This is a genomic window from Mycobacterium sp. E2238 (assembly GCF_001672665.1).
Taxonomy (GTDB): Bacteria; Actinomycetota; Actinomycetes; order Mycobacteriales; family Mycobacteriaceae; genus Mycobacterium.
In genome coordinates, this window is record NZ_LZKF01000192.1 from 53,478 (window position 1) to 69,877 (window position 16,400).

17 protein-coding genes and 1 pseudogene are annotated in these 16,400 nt (G+C 68.3%); 9 read left to right on the plus strand and 9 right to left on the minus strand.

Features of this window, described 5'->3' with window-relative positions:
- The first annotated feature begins 19 nt into the window (after nt 1-19).
- Both A5711_RS17825 and A5711_RS17830 read left to right on the plus strand, forming a co-directional pair.
- The gene (locus A5711_RS17825; protein ID WP_067948784.1) at nt 20-1,861 is read left to right on the plus strand and encodes a long-chain fatty acid--CoA ligase; all 1,842 of its coding nucleotides are present in this window, start codon (nt 20-22) and stop codon (nt 1,859-1,861) included.
- A gap of 122 nt (nt 1,862-1,983) precedes the next feature.
- On the plus strand, nt 1,984-3,108 hold the full coding sequence (locus tag A5711_RS17830; RefSeq protein ID WP_067948786.1) for a Vms1/Ankzf1 family peptidyl-tRNA hydrolase: 1,125 nt from the start codon (nt 1,984-1,986) through the stop codon (nt 3,106-3,108).
- Nucleotides 3,109-3,188: 80 nt separating this feature from the next.
- Here the strand turns inward: A5711_RS17830 and A5711_RS17835 are convergent, their stop codons facing one another.
- Together A5711_RS17835 and A5711_RS17840 are read right to left on the minus strand one after the other, a co-directional pair.
- Nucleotides 3,189-4,004: an HPF/RaiA family ribosome-associated protein gene (locus tag A5711_RS17835; protein WP_067948788.1), complete on the minus strand. Its 816-nt coding sequence runs from the start codon at nt 4,002-4,004 to the stop codon at nt 3,189-3,191.
- Nucleotides 4,005-4,013: 9 nt separating this feature from the next.
- Complete coding sequence (locus A5711_RS17840) at nt 4,014-4,295, minus strand: DUF1876 domain-containing protein (protein ID WP_067948790.1); 282 nt, start codon at nt 4,293-4,295, stop codon at nt 4,014-4,016.
- A gap of 217 nt (nt 4,296-4,512) precedes the next feature.
- Here A5711_RS17840 and A5711_RS17845 point away from each other — a divergent pair, with 217 nt between their 5' ends.
- Nucleotides 4,513-5,160, plus strand: coding sequence for a TetR/AcrR family transcriptional regulator (locus tag A5711_RS17845; RefSeq protein WP_067948793.1), 648 nt, complete (start codon nt 4,513-4,515; stop codon nt 5,158-5,160).
- On the opposite strand, the gene A5711_RS17850 is transcribed toward A5711_RS17845, so the two are convergent.
- The 5 genes from A5711_RS17850 to A5711_RS17870 form a co-directional block, all read right to left on the minus strand.
- The gene (locus A5711_RS17850) at nt 5,151-6,377 is read right to left on the minus strand and encodes a lyase family protein (protein ID WP_067948795.1); all 1,227 of its coding nucleotides are present in this window, start codon (nt 6,375-6,377) and stop codon (nt 5,151-5,153) included. The genes A5711_RS17845 and A5711_RS17850 overlap by 10 nt on opposite strands.
- Nucleotides 6,374-6,937 carry a protocatechuate 3,4-dioxygenase subunit alpha gene (gene pcaG, locus A5711_RS17855; RefSeq protein ID WP_067948796.1) on the minus strand — a complete coding sequence of 188 codons (564 nt, stop codon included), beginning with the start codon at nt 6,935-6,937 and terminating at the stop codon, nt 6,374-6,376. The genes A5711_RS17850 and pcaG overlap by 4 nt, the downstream gene beginning before the upstream one ends.
- Nucleotides 6,930-7,685 (minus strand): protocatechuate 3,4-dioxygenase subunit beta, encoded by a 756-nt coding sequence (pcaH, locus tag A5711_RS17860; RefSeq protein WP_067948798.1) that lies wholly within the window; start codon nt 7,683-7,685, stop codon nt 6,930-6,932. Before pcaH ends, pcaG begins: the two co-directional genes overlap by 8 nt.
- Before the next feature lie 62 nt (nt 7,686-7,747).
- Nucleotides 7,748-8,233 (minus strand): hemerythrin domain-containing protein, encoded by a 486-nt coding sequence (locus A5711_RS17865; protein WP_066950130.1) that lies wholly within the window; start codon nt 8,231-8,233, stop codon nt 7,748-7,750.
- On the minus strand, nt 8,230-9,198 hold the full coding sequence (locus A5711_RS17870; protein ID WP_067948800.1) for a Rieske 2Fe-2S domain-containing protein: 969 nt from the start codon (nt 9,196-9,198) through the stop codon (nt 8,230-8,232). Before A5711_RS17870 ends, A5711_RS17865 begins: the two co-directional genes overlap by 4 nt.
- A gap of 366 nt (nt 9,199-9,564) precedes the next feature.
- Here A5711_RS17870 and A5711_RS17875 point away from each other — a divergent pair, with 366 nt between their 5' ends.
- From A5711_RS17875 to A5711_RS17895, 5 genes are read left to right on the plus strand one after another with little or no spacing between them, the layout of a single operon-like run.
- Nucleotides 9,565-10,845 (plus strand): aromatic ring-hydroxylating dioxygenase subunit alpha, encoded by a 1,281-nt coding sequence (locus A5711_RS17875; RefSeq protein WP_067948825.1) that lies wholly within the window; start codon nt 9,565-9,567, stop codon nt 10,843-10,845.
- Complete coding sequence (locus A5711_RS17880) at nt 10,842-11,360, plus strand: 3-phenylpropionate/cinnamic acid dioxygenase subunit beta (RefSeq protein WP_067948802.1); 519 nt, start codon at nt 10,842-10,844, stop codon at nt 11,358-11,360. Before A5711_RS17875 ends, A5711_RS17880 begins: the two co-directional genes overlap by 4 nt.
- Nucleotides 11,357-11,599: a dihydrodiol dehydrogenase gene (locus A5711_RS17885; RefSeq protein WP_082975765.1), complete on the plus strand. Its 243-nt coding sequence runs from the start codon at nt 11,357-11,359 to the stop codon at nt 11,597-11,599. Before A5711_RS17880 ends, A5711_RS17885 begins: the two co-directional genes overlap by 4 nt.
- Nucleotides 11,583-12,377, plus strand: a complete 795-nt coding sequence (gene hcaB / locus A5711_RS17890; RefSeq protein ID WP_067948804.1) for a 3-(cis-5,6-dihydroxycyclohexa-1,3-dien-1-yl)propanoate dehydrogenase — start codon at nt 11,583-11,585, stop codon at nt 12,375-12,377. The genes A5711_RS17885 and hcaB overlap by 17 nt, the downstream gene beginning before the upstream one ends.
- The gene (locus tag A5711_RS17895) at nt 12,374-13,141 is read left to right on the plus strand and encodes a class II aldolase/adducin family protein (RefSeq protein WP_067948806.1); all 768 of its coding nucleotides are present in this window, start codon (nt 12,374-12,376) and stop codon (nt 13,139-13,141) included. Before hcaB ends, A5711_RS17895 begins: the two co-directional genes overlap by 4 nt.
- Nucleotides 13,142-13,417: 276 nt before the next feature.
- On the opposite strand, the gene A5711_RS17900 is transcribed toward A5711_RS17895, so the two are convergent.
- Both A5711_RS17900 and A5711_RS17905 read right to left on the minus strand, forming a co-directional pair.
- Nucleotides 13,418-14,221: an IclR family transcriptional regulator gene (locus tag A5711_RS17900; protein WP_067948808.1), complete on the minus strand. Its 804-nt coding sequence runs from the start codon at nt 14,219-14,221 to the stop codon at nt 13,418-13,420.
- A 30-nt stretch (nt 14,222-14,251) separates the two neighbouring features.
- Entirely contained in the window at nt 14,252-15,343 is a 1,092-nt protein-coding gene (locus A5711_RS17905; RefSeq protein WP_067948811.1) for a permease, read from the minus strand.
- Between the two features lie 96 nt (nt 15,344-15,439).
- Between A5711_RS17905 and A5711_RS17910 the strand changes: the two are divergent.
- Nucleotides 15,440-16,243, plus strand: a pseudogene (locus tag A5711_RS17910) (SGNH/GDSL hydrolase family protein); the annotation flags it as partial.
- Between the last annotated feature and the right edge of the window lie 157 nt (nt 16,244-16,400).

The window sequence follows — 16,400 nt, forward strand, 5'->3', positions numbered from 1 at the left end:
GTTTCGGGAGCAATGCGTCATGAAAGCACCACTGGCCTCAATGGAGAGGCCCGATTTCCGCAAGATCGAGAACCGCGCGCCCTCGGTGGCACAGATGTTCGTCAACCGGGTCGCCGCCACCCCGCACGCGGAGGCCTTCCGCTACCCGCAAGACCACACCTGGGCGAGCGTGACTTGGGAGCAAGTCGGCGAACGCGTCAGCAATCTGGCCGCGGGGCTGATCGCGCTGGGGATCGAGCACGAGGACCGGGTCGCGCTCGCCTCGGCGACGCGCTACGAGTGGGTGCTCGTTGATTTCGCGATCATGTGCGCGGGGGCCGCCACCACCACCGTGTATCCGACGACGAACGCAGCCGATGTCGCCTACATCGTCGCCAATTCCGGAAGCCGGGTGGTGGTCGCCGAAAACCAGGCCCAGCTCGACAAGCTGCTCGAGCACCGGGCCGAACTGCCCGACGTCAGCAAGGTCGTCGTCATCGACGGCAACGGCGACAGCGACTGGGTGATCTCGCTCGCCGACCTGGATCTGTTGGGCAAGCAACTGCTCGCGGACGCGCCCGATGCCGTCAACGAGCGGGTCGCGGCCGTCGGCCCCGACCACCTGGCGAGCCTCATCTACACCTCCGGCACCACCGGGCGGCCCAAGGGCGTGCGGCTGACGCACGGCGCGTGGACGTACACCGCCGCGGCCATCGATTCGCTGGACATCCTCGGCCCCACCGACCTGAACTTCCTTTGGCTGCCCCTGGCGCACGCGTTTGGCAAGGTGATGCTCGCCTTGCCCCTGCAGATCGGCTTTCCCACCGCCATCGACGGCCGCGTCGAGCGGATCGTCGACAACCTGGCGGCCCTGCGGCCCACCCTGATGGGTGCGGCGCCGCGCATCTTCGAGAAGGCGCACGCCCGCGTCCAGGACATGATCGCCGAACAGGGCGGGCTGACGAAGAGGATGTTCGACTGGGCGATGAAGGTCGGTGTCAAGGTGTCGGAAGCCCGGCAGACCGGGACAAAGCCCTCGCTTGCGACGTCGCTGGCCTACAAGGTGGCCGACCGGCTCGTGTTCAGCAAGATCCGCGAGCGGTTCGGCGGGCGTCTGCGGTTCTTCGTCTCCGCCGCCGCCGCGCTGGACCGCGACGTCGCCCAGTGGTTCGACGCCGTGGGCATCATCGTGCTCGAGGGCTATGGGCTGACGGAGACCGCGGCGGCATCATTCATCAACCGCCCCAATGCTTATCGGCTCGGAACGGTCGGCTGGCCGTTCCCCGCCACCGATGTGAAGATCGCCGACGACGGCGAGGTCTTGCTCAAAGGGCCCGGTCTCATGACCGCCTACCACGACCTGCCGGACGCCACCGCCGAGGCTCTCGACGACGGCGGGTGGTTCCACACGGGCGACATCGGGGAGGTCGACCCCGACGGATTTCTGCGGATCACCGACCGCAAGAAGGACATGTTCAAGACCTCTCAGGGCAAATACGTGGCGCCGTCGGCGATCGATGCGCGGTTCAAAGGCTCATGCCCGTACGTGAGCGAGATGGTGGTCTATGGCGAGGGCAAGCCGTACTGCGTCGCCCTGGTCAGCCTCGACGGCGAGGCGATCACCGACTGGGCCAACAAGAATGGCCTGGCCGGCAAGTCCTTTGCCGAGATAGCGCGTGACGACAAGACACACCAGCTGATCGCCGGATACATCGACGCCCTGAACGCCGAACTGAATCGCTGGGAACAGATCAAGAAGTTCGCGATCGCCGACCGCGAATTGACCGTCGAGTCCGGCGATCTGACGCCGAGCATGAAACTGCGCCGGAAGGTGGTCATCGACAAGTTCGCCGACCGCCTCGATGCCCTCTACGAGCGTTGACAGCCCGACCCTTCGCCCGGGACCTAAGACCCCCAGCTGGGGGCTAACGACTCTCGTGGAGCCGCGTCCGCCGTCCATACGGTGGGCGGATATCGGCAAAGGCAACAGTGGAGAGTGATGGCATGCAATCAGATCGCCTCAGGTGGCTGGTAAAAGCGAAGGGCCCTTTCGCCTCGGTATATTTCGACGACTCGCACGACACCCTGGACGCCGCCGAGCAGCTCGAAGCGAAATGGAACGGCATCCGGCAGCATCTGCACGAGATGGGCGCTACCGGGGAAATCGTCGGCATGCTCGAGGACGCGGTGTTGCATCATCGGCCCGCCGTCGGACGGCGCGGCCGCGCGGTGGTCGCGACCGCCGAACATGTACTGATCAACGAGCACCTGACCAACCCGCCGCCGGCCACGGTCATCCGGGTGTCGGAGTATCCCTACCTCGTGCCGCTGATCGATTCGGAAATCCGGCGCCCCACCTACGTGTTCGCCGCGATCGACCGTACCGGGGCGGACATCAGCCTGTACCGCGGCGGCGCTGTCAGCTCGGAAAGCGTTGAGGGCGGCGGTTATCCGGTGCACAAGCCGACGACTGCCGGCTGGAACGGCTACGGTGACTTCCAGCACACGACCGAGGAAGCCATCCGGATGAACTGCCGCGCGGTCGCCGACGAGCTCACGCGCCTGGTGGACGACGCGAATCCCGAGGTGGTGTTCTTGTGCGGGGAAGTGCGCTCGCTTGCGGATCTGGTTGCCGAATTGCCCGAGCGGGTCTCCGAACGGGTGTCGGAGTTGCATGCGGGGACCCGCAAGAGCCATTGCGACGACGAAGAGATGAGCGAGCTGACCGGCAAGGAGTTCACCCGCCGTCGTGACAGCGAGATGTCCGCCCTCGCACAACGATTCGAAGCGGAGATCGGCCGCGGATCCGGACGGGCGGCCGAAGGCCTTGCCGATGTCTGCCGGGCGCTTCGCGACGGCAACGTCGACACGCTCATCGTCGGCGAGCTCGGCGATGCCACCGTGGTCACCGGTACGGCACTGACCACCATCGCGGCCGACCCCGACGCGCTGTCCGAACTCGGCGAACCGGCGGCACGGGTGGCGAGGGCCGACGAGGCGTTGCCTTTCAACGCGATCGCGGTGGGCGCCTCGCTGGTCCGGGCCGGTCAGCTGATGGCACCCGCCGAAGGAGTGGGCGCCCTGCTGCGCTACGCCGCAGGCGAGCGGGCCCACCGCCGCGGCGCGTAGGCGCGAACCGCCTGCGCTGCAAGGCAAGAGAAGTTTGGAGCGGCGGTCCCGGACGGGGGGATGCCGGGACCGCCGCGGCTTCAGTTGGTCTGTTGGTGTTCGCTCGCCGGCGCGATGAGCCCGTAGTGGCCGTCGTAGCGGTGATACAACACGCTGCCACGGTCCCGAGCGGTGTCGACGAAGAACAGGAACGGCAGACCGAGCAACCCGATCCGCTCGATGGCCTGCTGGACGTCCAGCCGCGGGGCCGGCTGCGGACTGATGGTCAGCGGCATCTCGAACGGCGCCAGCTCGTCGGCGGAGCCCGGATTGACCTGTGCCAGGCGGTATTCGGTGGGGCCTTCGCGGTATAGCACGCTGTCCTGGCGCGTGCCCTCCTCGGTGAAGAGGTGGAAGTCGCAGTCGAGCTGCTCCATCTCCAGCGCGGCCTCCTCGACCGTGCAGGTGGGCAAGCTGTACGACTTGTGCCGCATGATCCGGCGTTCGCTTTCCGGTCGCGGGAAGTATTTCGGCCGGTGGTTCGGTTCGGTTTCGTGCCGCCATTCCTGCGGACGGGGCACGCCGCCCCGTTTGGCTTCCCAGTGCTCGGCGGCGCGTTCCAGTTGGCGACGTAGCCGTGCCTCGAGCCGATCGATGGCTTCCCGCGCGGTGGTCCCTTCGACCTGTGCGCGCACCGGCCGGCCGTTGACGTCCAGGTTCGCCTGCGCGATCACCCGGCGAGCCACCGCGGGGTCGCCGTGCTCGGCCAACCTGACGTGGGCATGCAGCACCGGTTCGTGGGTGAGGCGGCCGAGTTCGCCGATCTTGGTGCGCGCGTATTCCTCGGCGTCGGGCAACTGGCCGTGCGTCGTTATCTGGACGTCGAAGGCAGCCGGTAAATCGGGTCGGTGTCTCATGGTCATCGCTCAGTGATGCAGACCCGTGACGGGTTCGTGGGTACTGGTTTGGATATCGACGGATGTCGCGGCGAACAGCTGATTCGACAGATCGGACAGCGCGCGGGCGATCGCGAGTTCGTCGCCGATCGCGGCCACGGGCGGATCGGCCGGGTCGAGTCGCGCCAGACCGACGCCTACGAGCGTCTTGCCTGCCCAGGACAGCCGCGCCTTCGCCCGGGTCCGTTCGTCGCGCTCCTCGACCAGCACGTCGATGCGGCATGTCTTGGTGCCGTCGTCGTTCGTTGTCATCACCAGATGCGATCATTTGGCGCCAGGGCCCGAGTAGGGGCGGAAGTCCCGAATCATGAGGTCGTTCGTCGGCCCACCGCACCGCCGGGCCGGTGGGTCGTAACGGTCAGCAAATATGTTGACGCATACGAAGAAAATGTCGAACTTAATCGACATTATTGCTGGGCTTAATCGACAGTTTCGTTCGCGTATATCGACGTGCCCAACAGTAACGGGCGTGTCCGACCTCCCGACACAGACCAAGTACCTGCATGCCTCACGGGGCCGCCGGTCGGCTCCGCACTCGGGCGACGACCGCGAACAGGCGATACTGGCCACGGCCGAGCGCCTGCTGCAGGAACGGCCGCTCGCCGACTTTTCCGTCGACGACCTAGCAAAGGGCGCGGGGATTTCGCGCCCCACCTTCTACTTCTATTTCCCATCGAAGAACGCGGTGCTGCTCTCGCTGCTCGACCAGATGAACGCCAAGGCCCATGCCGCCCTCATGTCGCTCGGCGGCATATCGACCGACGACCCGGCGGAGCTGTGGCGGGCCCGCATCGAGGCGTTCTTCGAGGTGTCGGGCGCTCACCCGGCCGTCGCCGTGGCGGGCGCCTCGGCGAAGGCGACCAATCCCGAGGTACGGCAGTTGTGGTCCACGCTCATGCAGAGGTGGATCTTGCTGACCACGGCGGCCATCAAGGCCGAGCGCGGCCGGGGCGCCGCCCCCGAAACCGTCCCGGCCGAGCAGCTGTCGGTGGCCCTCAACATGTTGAGCGAGCGGGTGATGGCCGCGACGTTCACCGCCGAGGACGAGGCGATGCCCGAGGACCGGGCGATCGACACGCTGCTGCACATCTGGCTGGCCAGCATTTATCAGCGCTGACCCAGCGCCCGGTGGGCGCGGTCCAGGCTCTCGCCGATCAGCCGGTCCACCGCGCCGATGTAGCTTGGCGACGCCGGCTTTCCCGCCAAGTCGGCGATCGCCTGCTGCTCCCCCAGGACGTCTGCCGCAGCAAGGTTTTCGGCCATCCGGTCGGCGTGCACCACCAGCCCCGCCAGCAGCTCGGCGGCTTGGGATCCGGCGACCACGGTGCGCCGGGCCAAGGTGCGCAGGGCATCCCACTCGGCGTGCCAGGCGCCGTCGGGCCGCTCGTCGTTGGCCAGCGCCGCGGCAGTGTGCAGGGTCGCCGCCAGCTGCGGCGCGGAAACGGCGGCCCGGCGAATGAGGATGGACAGCACCGGGTTTCGTTTGTGCGGCATCGACGACGAGCCCCCGCGGTTCTCGCCGCCCGGCTCGCTCAGTTCGCCGATCTCCGGGCGGCCCAGGGTGACGACGTCCGAGGCGATGCGGCCCCAGGAGTCGGTGCAGCCGACGAACGCGTCGGCCGCCGCGGTGACCGGTGTTCGCGTCGTGTGCCAGGGTGAGCGGACGGTCAGACCCAAAGCCATCGCCACGCTTCGCACCAGGCCGGTCGAGACCTTCGCGGGGTCGGCGGCGCCGGTGAGCAGCGCCGCCAGCTCCGTGCTGGCCGCCAGCGTCCCGGCGGCCCCGCCGATCTGGATCGGAACGACCACCGCGGACAACCCCTCGAGGGCGTCGACGATGCCGTTCAGCCAGCCTGCCGCCTTCGTGCCGAACGTGGTCGGTGCCGCGTGCTGGGTAAGGGTGCGCGCCACCATGGGCGTCGCCCGGTGCCGGGTGGCGAGCTCGGTCAGCGTCGAGATCTGCTCCGCGAGCTGCGCTCTCAGCTCGCTGACCACGTCACGCACTCCGAGCATCAGGGCGGTGTCCAGGACGTCCTGGCTGGTGAGTCCCCGGTGAATCCACGGCGCGACGGCCGGCGCCGCACGCTGCCGCAGCAGCGCGACGAGACCGATGACCGGGTTGCCGCCGTCCTCGGCGGCGGCCGCCAGCGATTCACAATCGTTGTGCACCAACAGCATTGGCAGGTCCATCCCGGCGCACTCGGGCGGGGCCAGGCCTTCGGCGACTAGCGCGTCCAGCCAGGCGGCTTCCACCGCGACCATCGATTCGAGCAGGGCCCGATCCGTCATGTGGTCTCGGGCCCGGTGGTCGCCGGGCCACAACAGGTTCGTCATCGCGCACCGTCCCGGTACGCCAGAAACACGGTCTCGCGCGGGCCCTGCAGGTGGATGTCGAAACGGTATTGCCCGCAACCGCTTTCGGCGTCGCAGAGCAAGGTGGCGCGTCGCTCGGCATCGAGGCTCGTCAGGAACGGGTCGCCGGCCACCTCGGCGTCGGGCAGGTAGGCCCGGGTGAACAACCGGTCCAGCAGGCCCCGCGCGAAGACGGCGAGGGCGAAGAATGGCGGCCGCCCGGCGCTTGCCGACCCGGGCGCCACGGTGGTGAAGGTGTAATGGCCGACGGCGTCGGTCGCGCACCGGCCCCAGCCCGTGAATATCGCGGTGTCGCGGCGCAGCGAACCGGCTTGGCGCGGGATGCGGCCGGCGCCGTCGGGTTGCCACACCTCGATCAGGGCGTCCGGGACTCCGTCGCCCGCGCCGTCGTAGACCGTGCCGTGCAGCCGGACGGCGTGCGGATGGTCATCGTTGACCAGGTCGCTGTCTCCGGGATACGGCAACCCGAGGTCCAGGAAAGGCCCCACCGTTTGCCCTGGGGTGCAAGCAATTTCAGCCATCGCCAGCCTCGATCGGGGTTCTGCCGCCACCGCCCAGCACGACGTCCCATCGATAGCCGGTCGCGTACTCCGGCTCGGTGAGGTCGTGGTCGTAGCGGGCGATCAACCGTCGACGCGCGGCGGGATCGAGGACCGACTGGAAGATCGGGTCGAGGTCGAACAGCGGGTCGCCGGGGAAGTACATCTGGGTGACCAGGCGCTGCGGGAAGGCGGTGCCGAAGAGGGAGAAGTGGATGTGCGCCGGGCGCCACGCGTTGCGGTGATTGCGCCACGGATACGGACCGGGCTTGATGGTCAGGAAGCGGTACGTCCCGTCCGGCCCGGTCAGACACCGGCCGGCGCCGGTGAAGTTGGGGTCGAGCGGGGCCGGGTGCTGGTCACGCTGGTGGCGGTACCGGCCACCGGCGTTGGCCTGCCAGATCTCGATCAGCTGGCCCGCCACCGGATTGCCGGACCCGTCGACCACCCGCCCGGCCACGATGACGCGCTCGCCGAGGGGCTCGCCGGGATGGCCCGCCGTCAGGTCGGCGTCGAGCGGGTCCACCTCCTGGTGGCCGAAGCACGGCGCCCAGCGTTCGACCTCCTCGGGGTCGACCGGCACCAAGGGTTGTTTGGGGTGGCGCAGGATGGTGCTGCGGTAGGGCAGGTAGTCGAGCCGGGGCTGCGCTTCGCTCCCCCGGTATTCGGCTGCGATGCTGGCGATCTCGGCCGTGATGTCACGCTGCGACGCGAGACACTCGGGGGTCATGAGCCGTGACGCTACTCTCTCGATGGCCCCGCACACCGCGCAAATCGGCGGTGCGGCCGGGGTTACAGCGAGCGCACCAGCGCGGCCCGGCCCTTGGTGCGCATCTTGTAGAGGGCGGACCCGCGGTATTGCTCCATTTTCGCGGCCATCTTGTTGCCCAGTTCTTCCAGCTCCGCGTCGGTGATCTTGACCTCGGGGGGAGCCGGGATCATGTCACGCTCCTCTTCGTCGGCGTGCGCCTCCAGCACCGTCTTGAACGAGTTCCATTCGTCCTCGTAACCCGGCGCGCTCTGCGGGGTCCTGAGCAGCACCGAAAGCTGGTCGACCACCTGGCGGTGCTCGGCATGGGCGACGGCGATCAGCTTGGTGGCGTCCTTGAGGGCCGGGTAGTACAGGTCGTCCTCGATGCGAAAGTGGATGTCGAGCTCGATCAGCATGTCATCGAAAAGGGCATGCCGCTCTTCGCTGTTCACCGGCGCCTCGCTGACCTTGCGGCCGAGGCCCTTGATCACGATGTGGTGTTCTTTCAGCACGTCGTAGGCGTTCACTGCGCTTTCCCTTCTCCGATTCCCACGGCTGCACCGAGCCCGGGATCGGGTTCGCTCCGAACTTCGACCATCCCGTTGACCAGCCTCGCCTGATAACACGGCAGCGGGGCCGCCGCCGGGCCACGCAGCACTTCTCCCGACTCGGCCGCGAACCACGAACCGTGCCAAGGGCATACGAGCCGGCCCCGGTCGACCCAGCCATCGGCCATCGGGGCGGCCAAGTGTGGACACAACTCCCCGAAGGCCGCGACCTGCCCGGGGCTGGTCTGGCATACCACCAGCCCCACCCCGTCGACCTCGACACGCACCGGCTTTCCGTTCAGCGAGGCCGCCGGCAGCACGGGCGTCCATTCCGCGGCGCGCAGCCGCGCGCCCGACTGGTCGATGCCGATGCCGGACTCGAACACCAACGCCCCGCCGAGGTAGCTGCCCGCGACGGTGATGCCGTAACCCAGCGCGGTGAGCGCGATGCCGCGTCCGTGGCGGCCCCGGCGGCGATCCCACCAGGACTGGGCGTACAGCCCGGTGGCCACCAGGTTCATCAGTCCGTGCACGGCACCCACCCGGCGATCGGATTCGTGGGTGTGCTGCCAATCGGTGACGCCGGTGACGGCCGACCCGATGCTGGCCAGAATGCCCACCCCCAGGGCGCGCGACGCGAACCTCGACGCGTCGCGGACTTCGGTGGCGGGCTGGCCCGGCAGGAGGCTCAGGGCGTCCAATGCGACGGTGGTACCCAGCGCGCCGCTCGTCAACGACGCCAGCGGCGGGTGAACCGGGTGGCCGAGCCACACGCCGTGCAGCGCGTTGGTGACGGTGTTGCGGGCGCCGCCCAGGCCGTTGAAGGCGAAGCTCAACGCGTGTTCGAACCGGTAGCTCGGCCGATCCAGCCACTCTTGCCGCCCGATGGCGGACACCACCCGTGATCCGAGTTTCTGCAATCGACTCAATGACCGAGCAGCCATTGCACCAGCCTTCCTCACATACGTCGCCACAAGTCGGCAACGCACGCAAAATCGAACCGTTTACCCGTTGATTACCGCACGCTCACATGCCCAGCAGAGCTGACGTGACCACCGTAGCCCGGGGTTCCGGCCGCTTAGTTGTTAGAAACCTGTGAGTTACCACAAAGCATTCTTGTAAACCCCTGACCGCGGACCGAGGCCCGGGGGGCGGGGCGATTGACCGGCGGTGGGTAGATGCGGGATTCTACTTAGCGGAGTACTTCTCTGCAGAGCAGACAACCGACGGTGGGAGGGGTCGCTGTGACGGTCCATCGCGACGCTTGCGACGGCCGTCTCGACGGCGTGTTCGCCAGCGTCCGCGACGGGATGATCCCCGCCCACATCTACAACGACAGTGAACTGTTCGCGCTGGAGAAGGAGCGGCTGTTCTCGCGAGCATGGATGTTCGTCGCGCACGAGTCCGAGATCCCGCAGGACGGCGACTATGTGGTGCGCCGGGTCCTCGATGACTCCTTCATCATCAGTAATGCCGGCGGCGAGATCCGCGCAATGTTCAACATGTGCCTGCACCGCGGCATGCAGGTCTGCCGCGCGGAGTTGGGCAACGCCTCCAACTTCCGCTGCCCGTACCACGGCTGGACCTACCGCAACGACGGCCGGCTCACCGGCCTGCCGTTCCATCGAGAGGCATACGGCGGCGACGACGGGTTCGCCAAGGATGCCCAAACCCTGCTCCCCGCACCGAAGTTCGCGAGCTACAACGGTCTGCTGTTCATCAGCATGGACCCGAACGCCGAACCGCTCGAGGACTTCCTCGGCGACTTCAAGTTCTACCTGGACTTCTACACCAAACAGAGCACCAGCGGCCTCGAAGTGCGGGGGCCGCAGCGCTGGCGTATCAAGGCCAACTGGAAGATCGGCGCCGAGAACTTCGCCGGCGACATGTACCACACGCCGCACACCCACGCGTCGATCGTGGACATCGGGTTGTTCCGCGAGCCCAAGGCGCAGAAGCGCAAGGACGGCGCCACCTACTGGGCGCACCGGGGCGGCGGCACCACCTACAAACTTCCGCCGGGCGGCTTCGATGAACGGATGCGCTACGTCGGCTATCCCGACGAGATGATCGGCCGGATCAAGGACGCGTGGACGCCGCGGCACCAGCGGGTGGTCGGTGAGGACGGCTTCATGATCTCGGCCGCCACCTGCTTTCCGAACCTGAGCTTCGTGCACAACTGGCCGAAGGTGCACGACCGCGAAGACCAGGTGCTGCCGTTCATCTCGATCCGGCTGTGGCAACCGATCAGCGAGAACGAGACCGAGGTCTGCTCGTGGTTCGCCGTGGACTCCGCCGCTCCCCCGCAGTACAAACAGGACTCGTACAAGGCGTATCTGATGTGCTTCGGCTCGACCGGCATGTTCGAGCAGGACGACGTGGAGAACTGGGTGTCGCTGACCACCACCGCGGGCGGTTCGATGGCCCGGCGGCTGCTGCTGAACAGCCGGATGGGCCTGCTGTCCGACGGCAGCCCGGTGGTCGAGCCGCTGACCGCCGAGGCGTTTCACGGGCCGGGCCGCGCGCAGGTCGGCTACAACGAGCACAACCAGCGCGCGCTGCTGAAGATGTGGGCGGACTACCTGTCGTGAGAAAACCATTGCCTTTCAACGACATCCGGCACCTGCAGGCGCACCAGTTCCTGGTGGACGAGGCATACCTGCTGGATGCCCAGCAATACGACGCGTGGCTGGATACGATGACCGGCGATGTCCGCTACCTGATGCCCGTGCGGGTCACCACCGCGCGTGGCGCCGGGTTCGACGCATCCCCGGGGATGGCCCACTTCGACGAGGACAAGTATTCGCTGACCCAGCGGGTCGCGCGGATGGGCACCGAACACGCCTGGGCCGAGGATCCGCCGTCGCGGCTGCGCCACTTCGTCACCAACGTGCGCACGTTCGAGCACGACGACCCGGCGCAGCTGCTGGTCGAGTCGGCCGAACTGCTGTTCCGCAGCCGGGGCGACGCGAACGAAAGCGCCTTGCTGTCGTGCGGGCGCGAGGACTTGCTGCGCTGGTGCGATGGTCGCTGGAAGCTGGCATCCCGCAGCATCTTTGTCGACGAGTCCGTCTTGCGGATGCAGAATCTGGCAGTGTTCCTGTGAACGAACCAATCGTGGTGGCAAACGAATTCGCCGAAGTCGAGGTGCGGCGGGAGGACACCCGCAACGGGTCGCGGCTGCTGATCAGCGCACCCAGAACCGGGCGGTCGATCAGCCTGGACGCGCTGGAATTGGAGGCCCTGACTTGGCAGAACAGTCGCACCCTGGAGGCCATGGTCGGCAATTCCCACGCGCCGCTGCTGCCCGACGAAGCCGAGGAGTGCGATGACCGGCTGGCTTGAGGGCAAGCGCGCGCTGGTCGTCGGCGCCGGTTCCGGGATCGGCCGGGCCGTAGTGGAGGTGTTTCGCGATGAGGGCGCGAAAGTTGCTGTGCTGGAACGCGATCAAGCAAAATGCGAGACCTTGCGCGGTCAGTTGCCCGATGTTCCGGTCGTCGACGGCGACGCGACCACCCGCGAGGCCAACGAACGAGCGGTCGCCGCGGCGGTGGACGGTTACGGCGGGTTGGACACGCTGGTCAACTGCGTCGGAGTCTTCGACTTCTACCGGGGCATCGGCGACATCGACGCCGACGAGCTTCCCGACGCTTTCGACGAGATGTTTCGCACCAACGTGCTCAGCCACCTGCAGTCCGTCAAGGCGGCGCTGCCCCGACTGCGGGCCGGCACCGGGGCCTCGATCATCCTGACCGAGTCCGCGTCGTCGTTCTATCCCGGACGCGGCGGCGCGCTCTACGTGTCGTCGAAATTCGCCGTCCGCGGCCTGGTGGCCGCCCTGGCCCACGAGCTGGCGCCGCATATCCGGGTCAACGGGGTGGCGCCCGGCGGCACGCTGGGCACCGACCTGCGCGGGCTCGCCAGCCTCGGGCTCGCGGGCGCCCGCCTGGACGACACCCCCGACCGGGCACAGGAGCTGGCCGCGCGCACGCCGCTGAACGTCGCGCTCTCCGGGCAGGACCACGCGTGGAGTTTCGCGTTTCTGGCCTCCGACCGTGCCCGCGGGATCACCGGCGAAACCGTCCGCCCCGACGGGGGATTCGGGCTGGGCGCACCGCGATGACCCCCCTCGACGAGCAACGCGCGCTGGTGGCGCAGGGCTGCCGGGTGGCCGCGGCCCGCGGCCTCGTCGACGGCATCCTCGGCCACCTGAGCCTGCGCGTCGACGACGATCGCCTGCTCGTCCGCTGCCGCAGCGACACCGACACCGGGGTGGCTTTCACCCGGCCCAGCGACGTCCGGCTCATCACCTTCGACGGCGGCGCCGGAGCCGACGGCGAGCTCGACGGATACCAGGTGCCCAACGAATTGCCCATCCACGTCGAGACCATGTTGGCCGATCCCCGGCACCGGGCCGTCGCGCATCTGCACCCACCCGCCGTGGTCGCCGCCGACCTGGCCGGCATCGCGATCCGGCCGATCTACGGCGCCTTCGACATTCCCGGCGCGTGGCTCGCCCGTGGCGGCGTGCCCGTCTACGAGCGCGCCGTGCTGATCCGCACCCCGGCGCTGGGCAAGGAGATGGTGGCGGCCATGCGTGGGCGGCCGGTGGTGATCTGCCGCGGACACGGCATCACCAGCGCGGCCGCCACCGTGCCGGAGGCGGTGTTGCAGGCCATCAGCCTCGACGCGCTGGCCCGAATGTCGTTGCGGGTGCAAGGCGCCGGCGGGGCCCTGCGCGATATCGACGACGCCGACTGGGACGACCTGCCCGACCTTGGGCCCTCGTTCACCGCCGAGGCCGCCTGGCGGCACGAGGTCGCACGGTTGCCGCCCGCCATCAGGGCCCCCATTTATGCTGACCACGATCGCGAAAACCAGCCTTGATGGACATGCTATTGGGAACGGTCATGCCAAAAAGCTTGCGGCAGCGCGCCGCTCGCCGGAATCCGTAGGACTACTCAAATCACTCGGGCCCTCACGGCTGTCACACGGCGGATTTGATAGTGCCGGCGCTGTCGAGATCGGTAGTCATTCGTGCCCAGGGCCGCGCGGCTCTCCGGACCATATGGGTCACGCCGTTTTTGATAGCGCGGGCGCTATCAAAAACGGCAGCGCGCACATCCTTACGGAGAGCGCTGGGATCGCGGGCGAGGCGGCGGCTCAGCCGAGTTGGTCGCCAATCTCCTTGGCCGCCTTGCCAAGAGCCGCGGCCACCGCGCCGTAGCGGGAGGGGTCCAGCCGGTTCTGCGGGGCGGCGGCGTTGAGCGCGAGCCGCAGGCCCGGCGCCCGGGTCGGTATGGGCACCGCGATGGACGCGACGCCTTCCTCACTTTCCTCGCGGTTGATGGCGTAGCCGCGCTCGCGGATGGCGGCGAGCTCGGCCTCCAACTGGGTCCGGCTGCCGATCGACGAGGACGTGATGCGTTCCAACCGCTCGTGCGGCAGCAGCTGACGCAGCTCCGGTTCGGGCAGCTGCGCCAGCATGACCTTGCCCGTGGACGTGCAATGCGCCGGCATGGTGCGGCCCAGCCGCGACGCCACCCGGACCGCGGCCGGGCCTTCGACGGCGGCGATGAAGCGGACGCTGGCGCCGTCCAACATTCCGACGTGGATGGTTTCGCGCAGCTGCTCGCCGAGGCTTCGCATGATCGGGGCGGCCGATCCCTGGATGTCGATGCGGCCGAAGATCGCGAACGCCACGCCGGTCAACGCCGGTCCGGGCAGGTACGCCTTCGACGCCGGGTCCTGCCGGACGAACCCGCGATAGGCCAACATCGCCAGCAACCGGTGCGCGGTGGACGACGCCACCCCCAGGTAGCGGGTGGCCTCGCTCAACCGAATCTGGGGTTGTTCGCCCAGCAGCAGCAGCAGCTTGAGCGCGTTGTCGACCGACTCGATCGGATACTGCGGCGCAAGCGAATCGGCGGCCGGCGCCTCGGCATCCCGCTCGCGCTTCTTCGGCATGACAGTGAAGGTACTCGCGCCGGTTGCGACTCACAGCAAGCTGAGCACGGCCGCGCCGAGGAGTCCCGCAGCGACCACCATGCCGGTCGCGGTCGCGGTGGCCTTCCACCCGAAGCTGCGGGCGACCATCGCGGCGCCCGGGACGCTCACCGCCGGAAGGGTGATCAGCAGCGCGCCGATCGTCCCCGACGACGCGCCCAGCAGGGCCAGCCCTTGCAGGATCGGGATCTCCCCCGCCGTCGGGATGACCATGAGCGTGCCGGCGATCGCGACGACCACGACGAGCAGCAGGCCCAGCAGCAGCCCACGGTGCGCCGGTTGCCCCAAGGTGAGCAGGTAACCGCGGAACGCCCCGACGAGGAGCACTAAGACGGCGTACTCGGGCAACAAGAACAGCGCCAACCAAAGCAGCGCCCGCACGAACCTGCGCGGCGTGCCCGCGCTCCGGTCGTCGACCGGAGTCGGGATCGCGCCAGGCGCCGTCGGATCCGGGTCGGACGGTCGGGACAGCCATCCCACCGCGGCCCCGACGCCAAGCACCGTCGCGACGCCGACGACCACCCTGGCCAGGGTCCATTGCCAGGGGGCGACGAAGAGCAGGAAGACGAGCACCGCTGGGTTGAGCAACGGGTTCCCCAGCCAGTAGGCGACGGCCGCCGCGGGCGTGACGCCGTTGCGCCGCAGGGTGACGGCGACCGGGGCGGCGCAACACGTGCACATCATCGATGGCATGCCAGCGACCCCGCCGGCCAGCGCGCTGGACAACCGCCCTTGGCGGTTCAACGCGCGCGGCAGCCACGACCGCGGTATCAGCGCCTGCACCGACGCGCTGATCAGCAGCGCGGCCACCAACGCAGGCCAGATCGACGCGACGTACGCGTGGAAGAAGGTCGCCGCCGCGTGCCAGGTCGGGCGATCGCCGGGTTGCACGCCGCCCACAGTGAGAACGCTCGATCCCGACCAGTGGTGGGTGCGATGGGCCATCGCGGCCTTGCCCGCGTAAGGCAGCCACTTCGCCCACAGCAACCCCGCCACAAACAAGGCGAGGGCGACGAAAACACCGATCGCGACGTTCCCCCGCCGGCCCGCGTGAATTGCATTGCCCTCCAAAGGCATCGCCATGCCCACCAACGCTAGTCGACGAACCGCGACCCTCGTCGGCCGCGTGGCGGCCACGCTTACCACACCGGGATCGCGATCGCTATTATTCTCGGCTTCGTGTTCGGGGCTATTCCTTCTGGATATCGCCGTTACGTCGCCATCGGGGACAGTCAGACCGAGGGCTTATGGGACGGCGACGACGTCGTCGGTCTCCTCGGATTCGCCGACCGGCTCGCGGTCATGATCGATTCGCTGTACCCGGGGCTGCACTACGCCAACCTCGCGATCCGCGGCAAACGGGTTGCCGACGTCTTGTCCGAGCAAGTCCCGCAAGCCCTGGCGATGCAGCCCGATCTGATCACCGTGTGCGCGGGGATGAACGACGTCATCCAGCCGGGGCGATCGTTCGGTCCCGCCCTGGCCGAGCTCGAACACGTCTACGCCGCGTTGGCCAGATCCGGCGCGACGGTGGTGACGACGACCTTCCCGAACGTCGCGCAATTCCTCCCGCTCGGTCGGCTGGTGTCCGGGCGCCTCGCCCGCATCAACGCGGCGATCACGGCCGCCGCCGACCGATACGGGTTCCGGCTCGTCGACCTCTACAACGCGCCGTCGATGCGCGAGCTGGACACCTGGGCCATCGACCGGGTGCACGCCTCCACCAAAGGGCACATGTTGTTCGCCGCCGCGGCCGCCGAGGCCCTGAATTTGCCTGGCAGCAATCATGATTGGGCCCATGCGAGCCCCGAAGCGAGGCGTCGGTCTTTGACAGCAGGCACCTATGAGCAGTTGCGCTGGACGCAGGACAGTTTCTTCCCATGGATCTGGCGGCGCCTGCGCGGCCTGTCGTCGGCCGACGGCCGGGAACCCAAACGGCCGCAGTTGGAGAGTCTCGGCGCGCCGAGCCGACCGGCCGACGCGAAGCGGCGGGATCGCGTGCAGCAAAGCCTCCACATCCATGCGTCCAGCATGCCTGACGGTCCGGCGGTACGCGCCCTAAACCCGCCGCTTCGCGTCGGCCGGTCGGCTCGGCGCGCCGAGACTCTCCAACTGCGGCCGTTTGGGTTCCCGGCCGTCC

Bases quoted from the DNA above. Each gene is read 5' to 3' on its own strand.
- A5711_RS17825 (WP_067948784.1), top strand. From the start codon at position 20: ATGAAAGCACCACTGGCCTCAATGGAGAGGCCCGATTTCCGCAAGATC.
- A5711_RS17830 (WP_067948786.1), top strand. From the start codon at position 1,984: ATGCAATCAGATCGCCTCAGGTGGCTGGTAAAAGCGAAGGGCCCTTTC.
- A5711_RS17835 (WP_067948788.1), bottom strand. From the start codon at position 4,004: ATGAGACACCGACCCGATTTACCGGCTGCCTTCGACGTCCAGATAACG.
- A5711_RS17840 (WP_067948790.1), bottom strand. From the start codon at position 4,295: ATGACAACGAACGACGACGGCACCAAGACATGCCGCATCGACGTGCTG.
- A5711_RS17850 (WP_067948795.1), bottom strand. From the start codon at position 6,377: ATGACGAACCTGTTGTGGCCCGGCGACCACCGGGCCCGAGACCACATG.
- pcaG (WP_067948796.1), bottom strand. From the start codon at position 6,937: ATGGCTGAAATTGCTTGCACCCCAGGGCAAACGGTGGGGCCTTTCCTG.
- pcaH (WP_067948798.1), bottom strand. From the start codon at position 7,685: ATGACCCCCGAGTGTCTCGCGTCGCAGCGTGACATCACGGCCGAGATC.
- A5711_RS17870 (WP_067948800.1), bottom strand. From the start codon at position 9,198: ATGGCTGCTCGGTCATTGAGTCGATTGCAGAAACTCGGATCACGGGTG.
- A5711_RS17875 (WP_067948825.1), top strand. From the start codon at position 9,565: ATGATCCCCGCCCACATCTACAACGACAGTGAACTGTTCGCGCTGGAG.
- hcaB (WP_067948804.1), top strand. From the start codon at position 11,583: ATGACCGGCTGGCTTGAGGGCAAGCGCGCGCTGGTCGTCGGCGCCGGT.
- A5711_RS17895 (WP_067948806.1), top strand. From the start codon at position 12,374: ATGACCCCCCTCGACGAGCAACGCGCGCTGGTGGCGCAGGGCTGCCGG.
- A5711_RS17900 (WP_067948808.1), bottom strand. From the start codon at position 14,221: ATGCCGAAGAAGCGCGAGCGGGATGCCGAGGCGCCGGCCGCCGATTCG.
- A5711_RS17905 (WP_067948811.1), bottom strand. From the start codon at position 15,343: ATGGCGATGCCTTTGGAGGGCAATGCAATTCACGCGGGCCGGCGGGGG.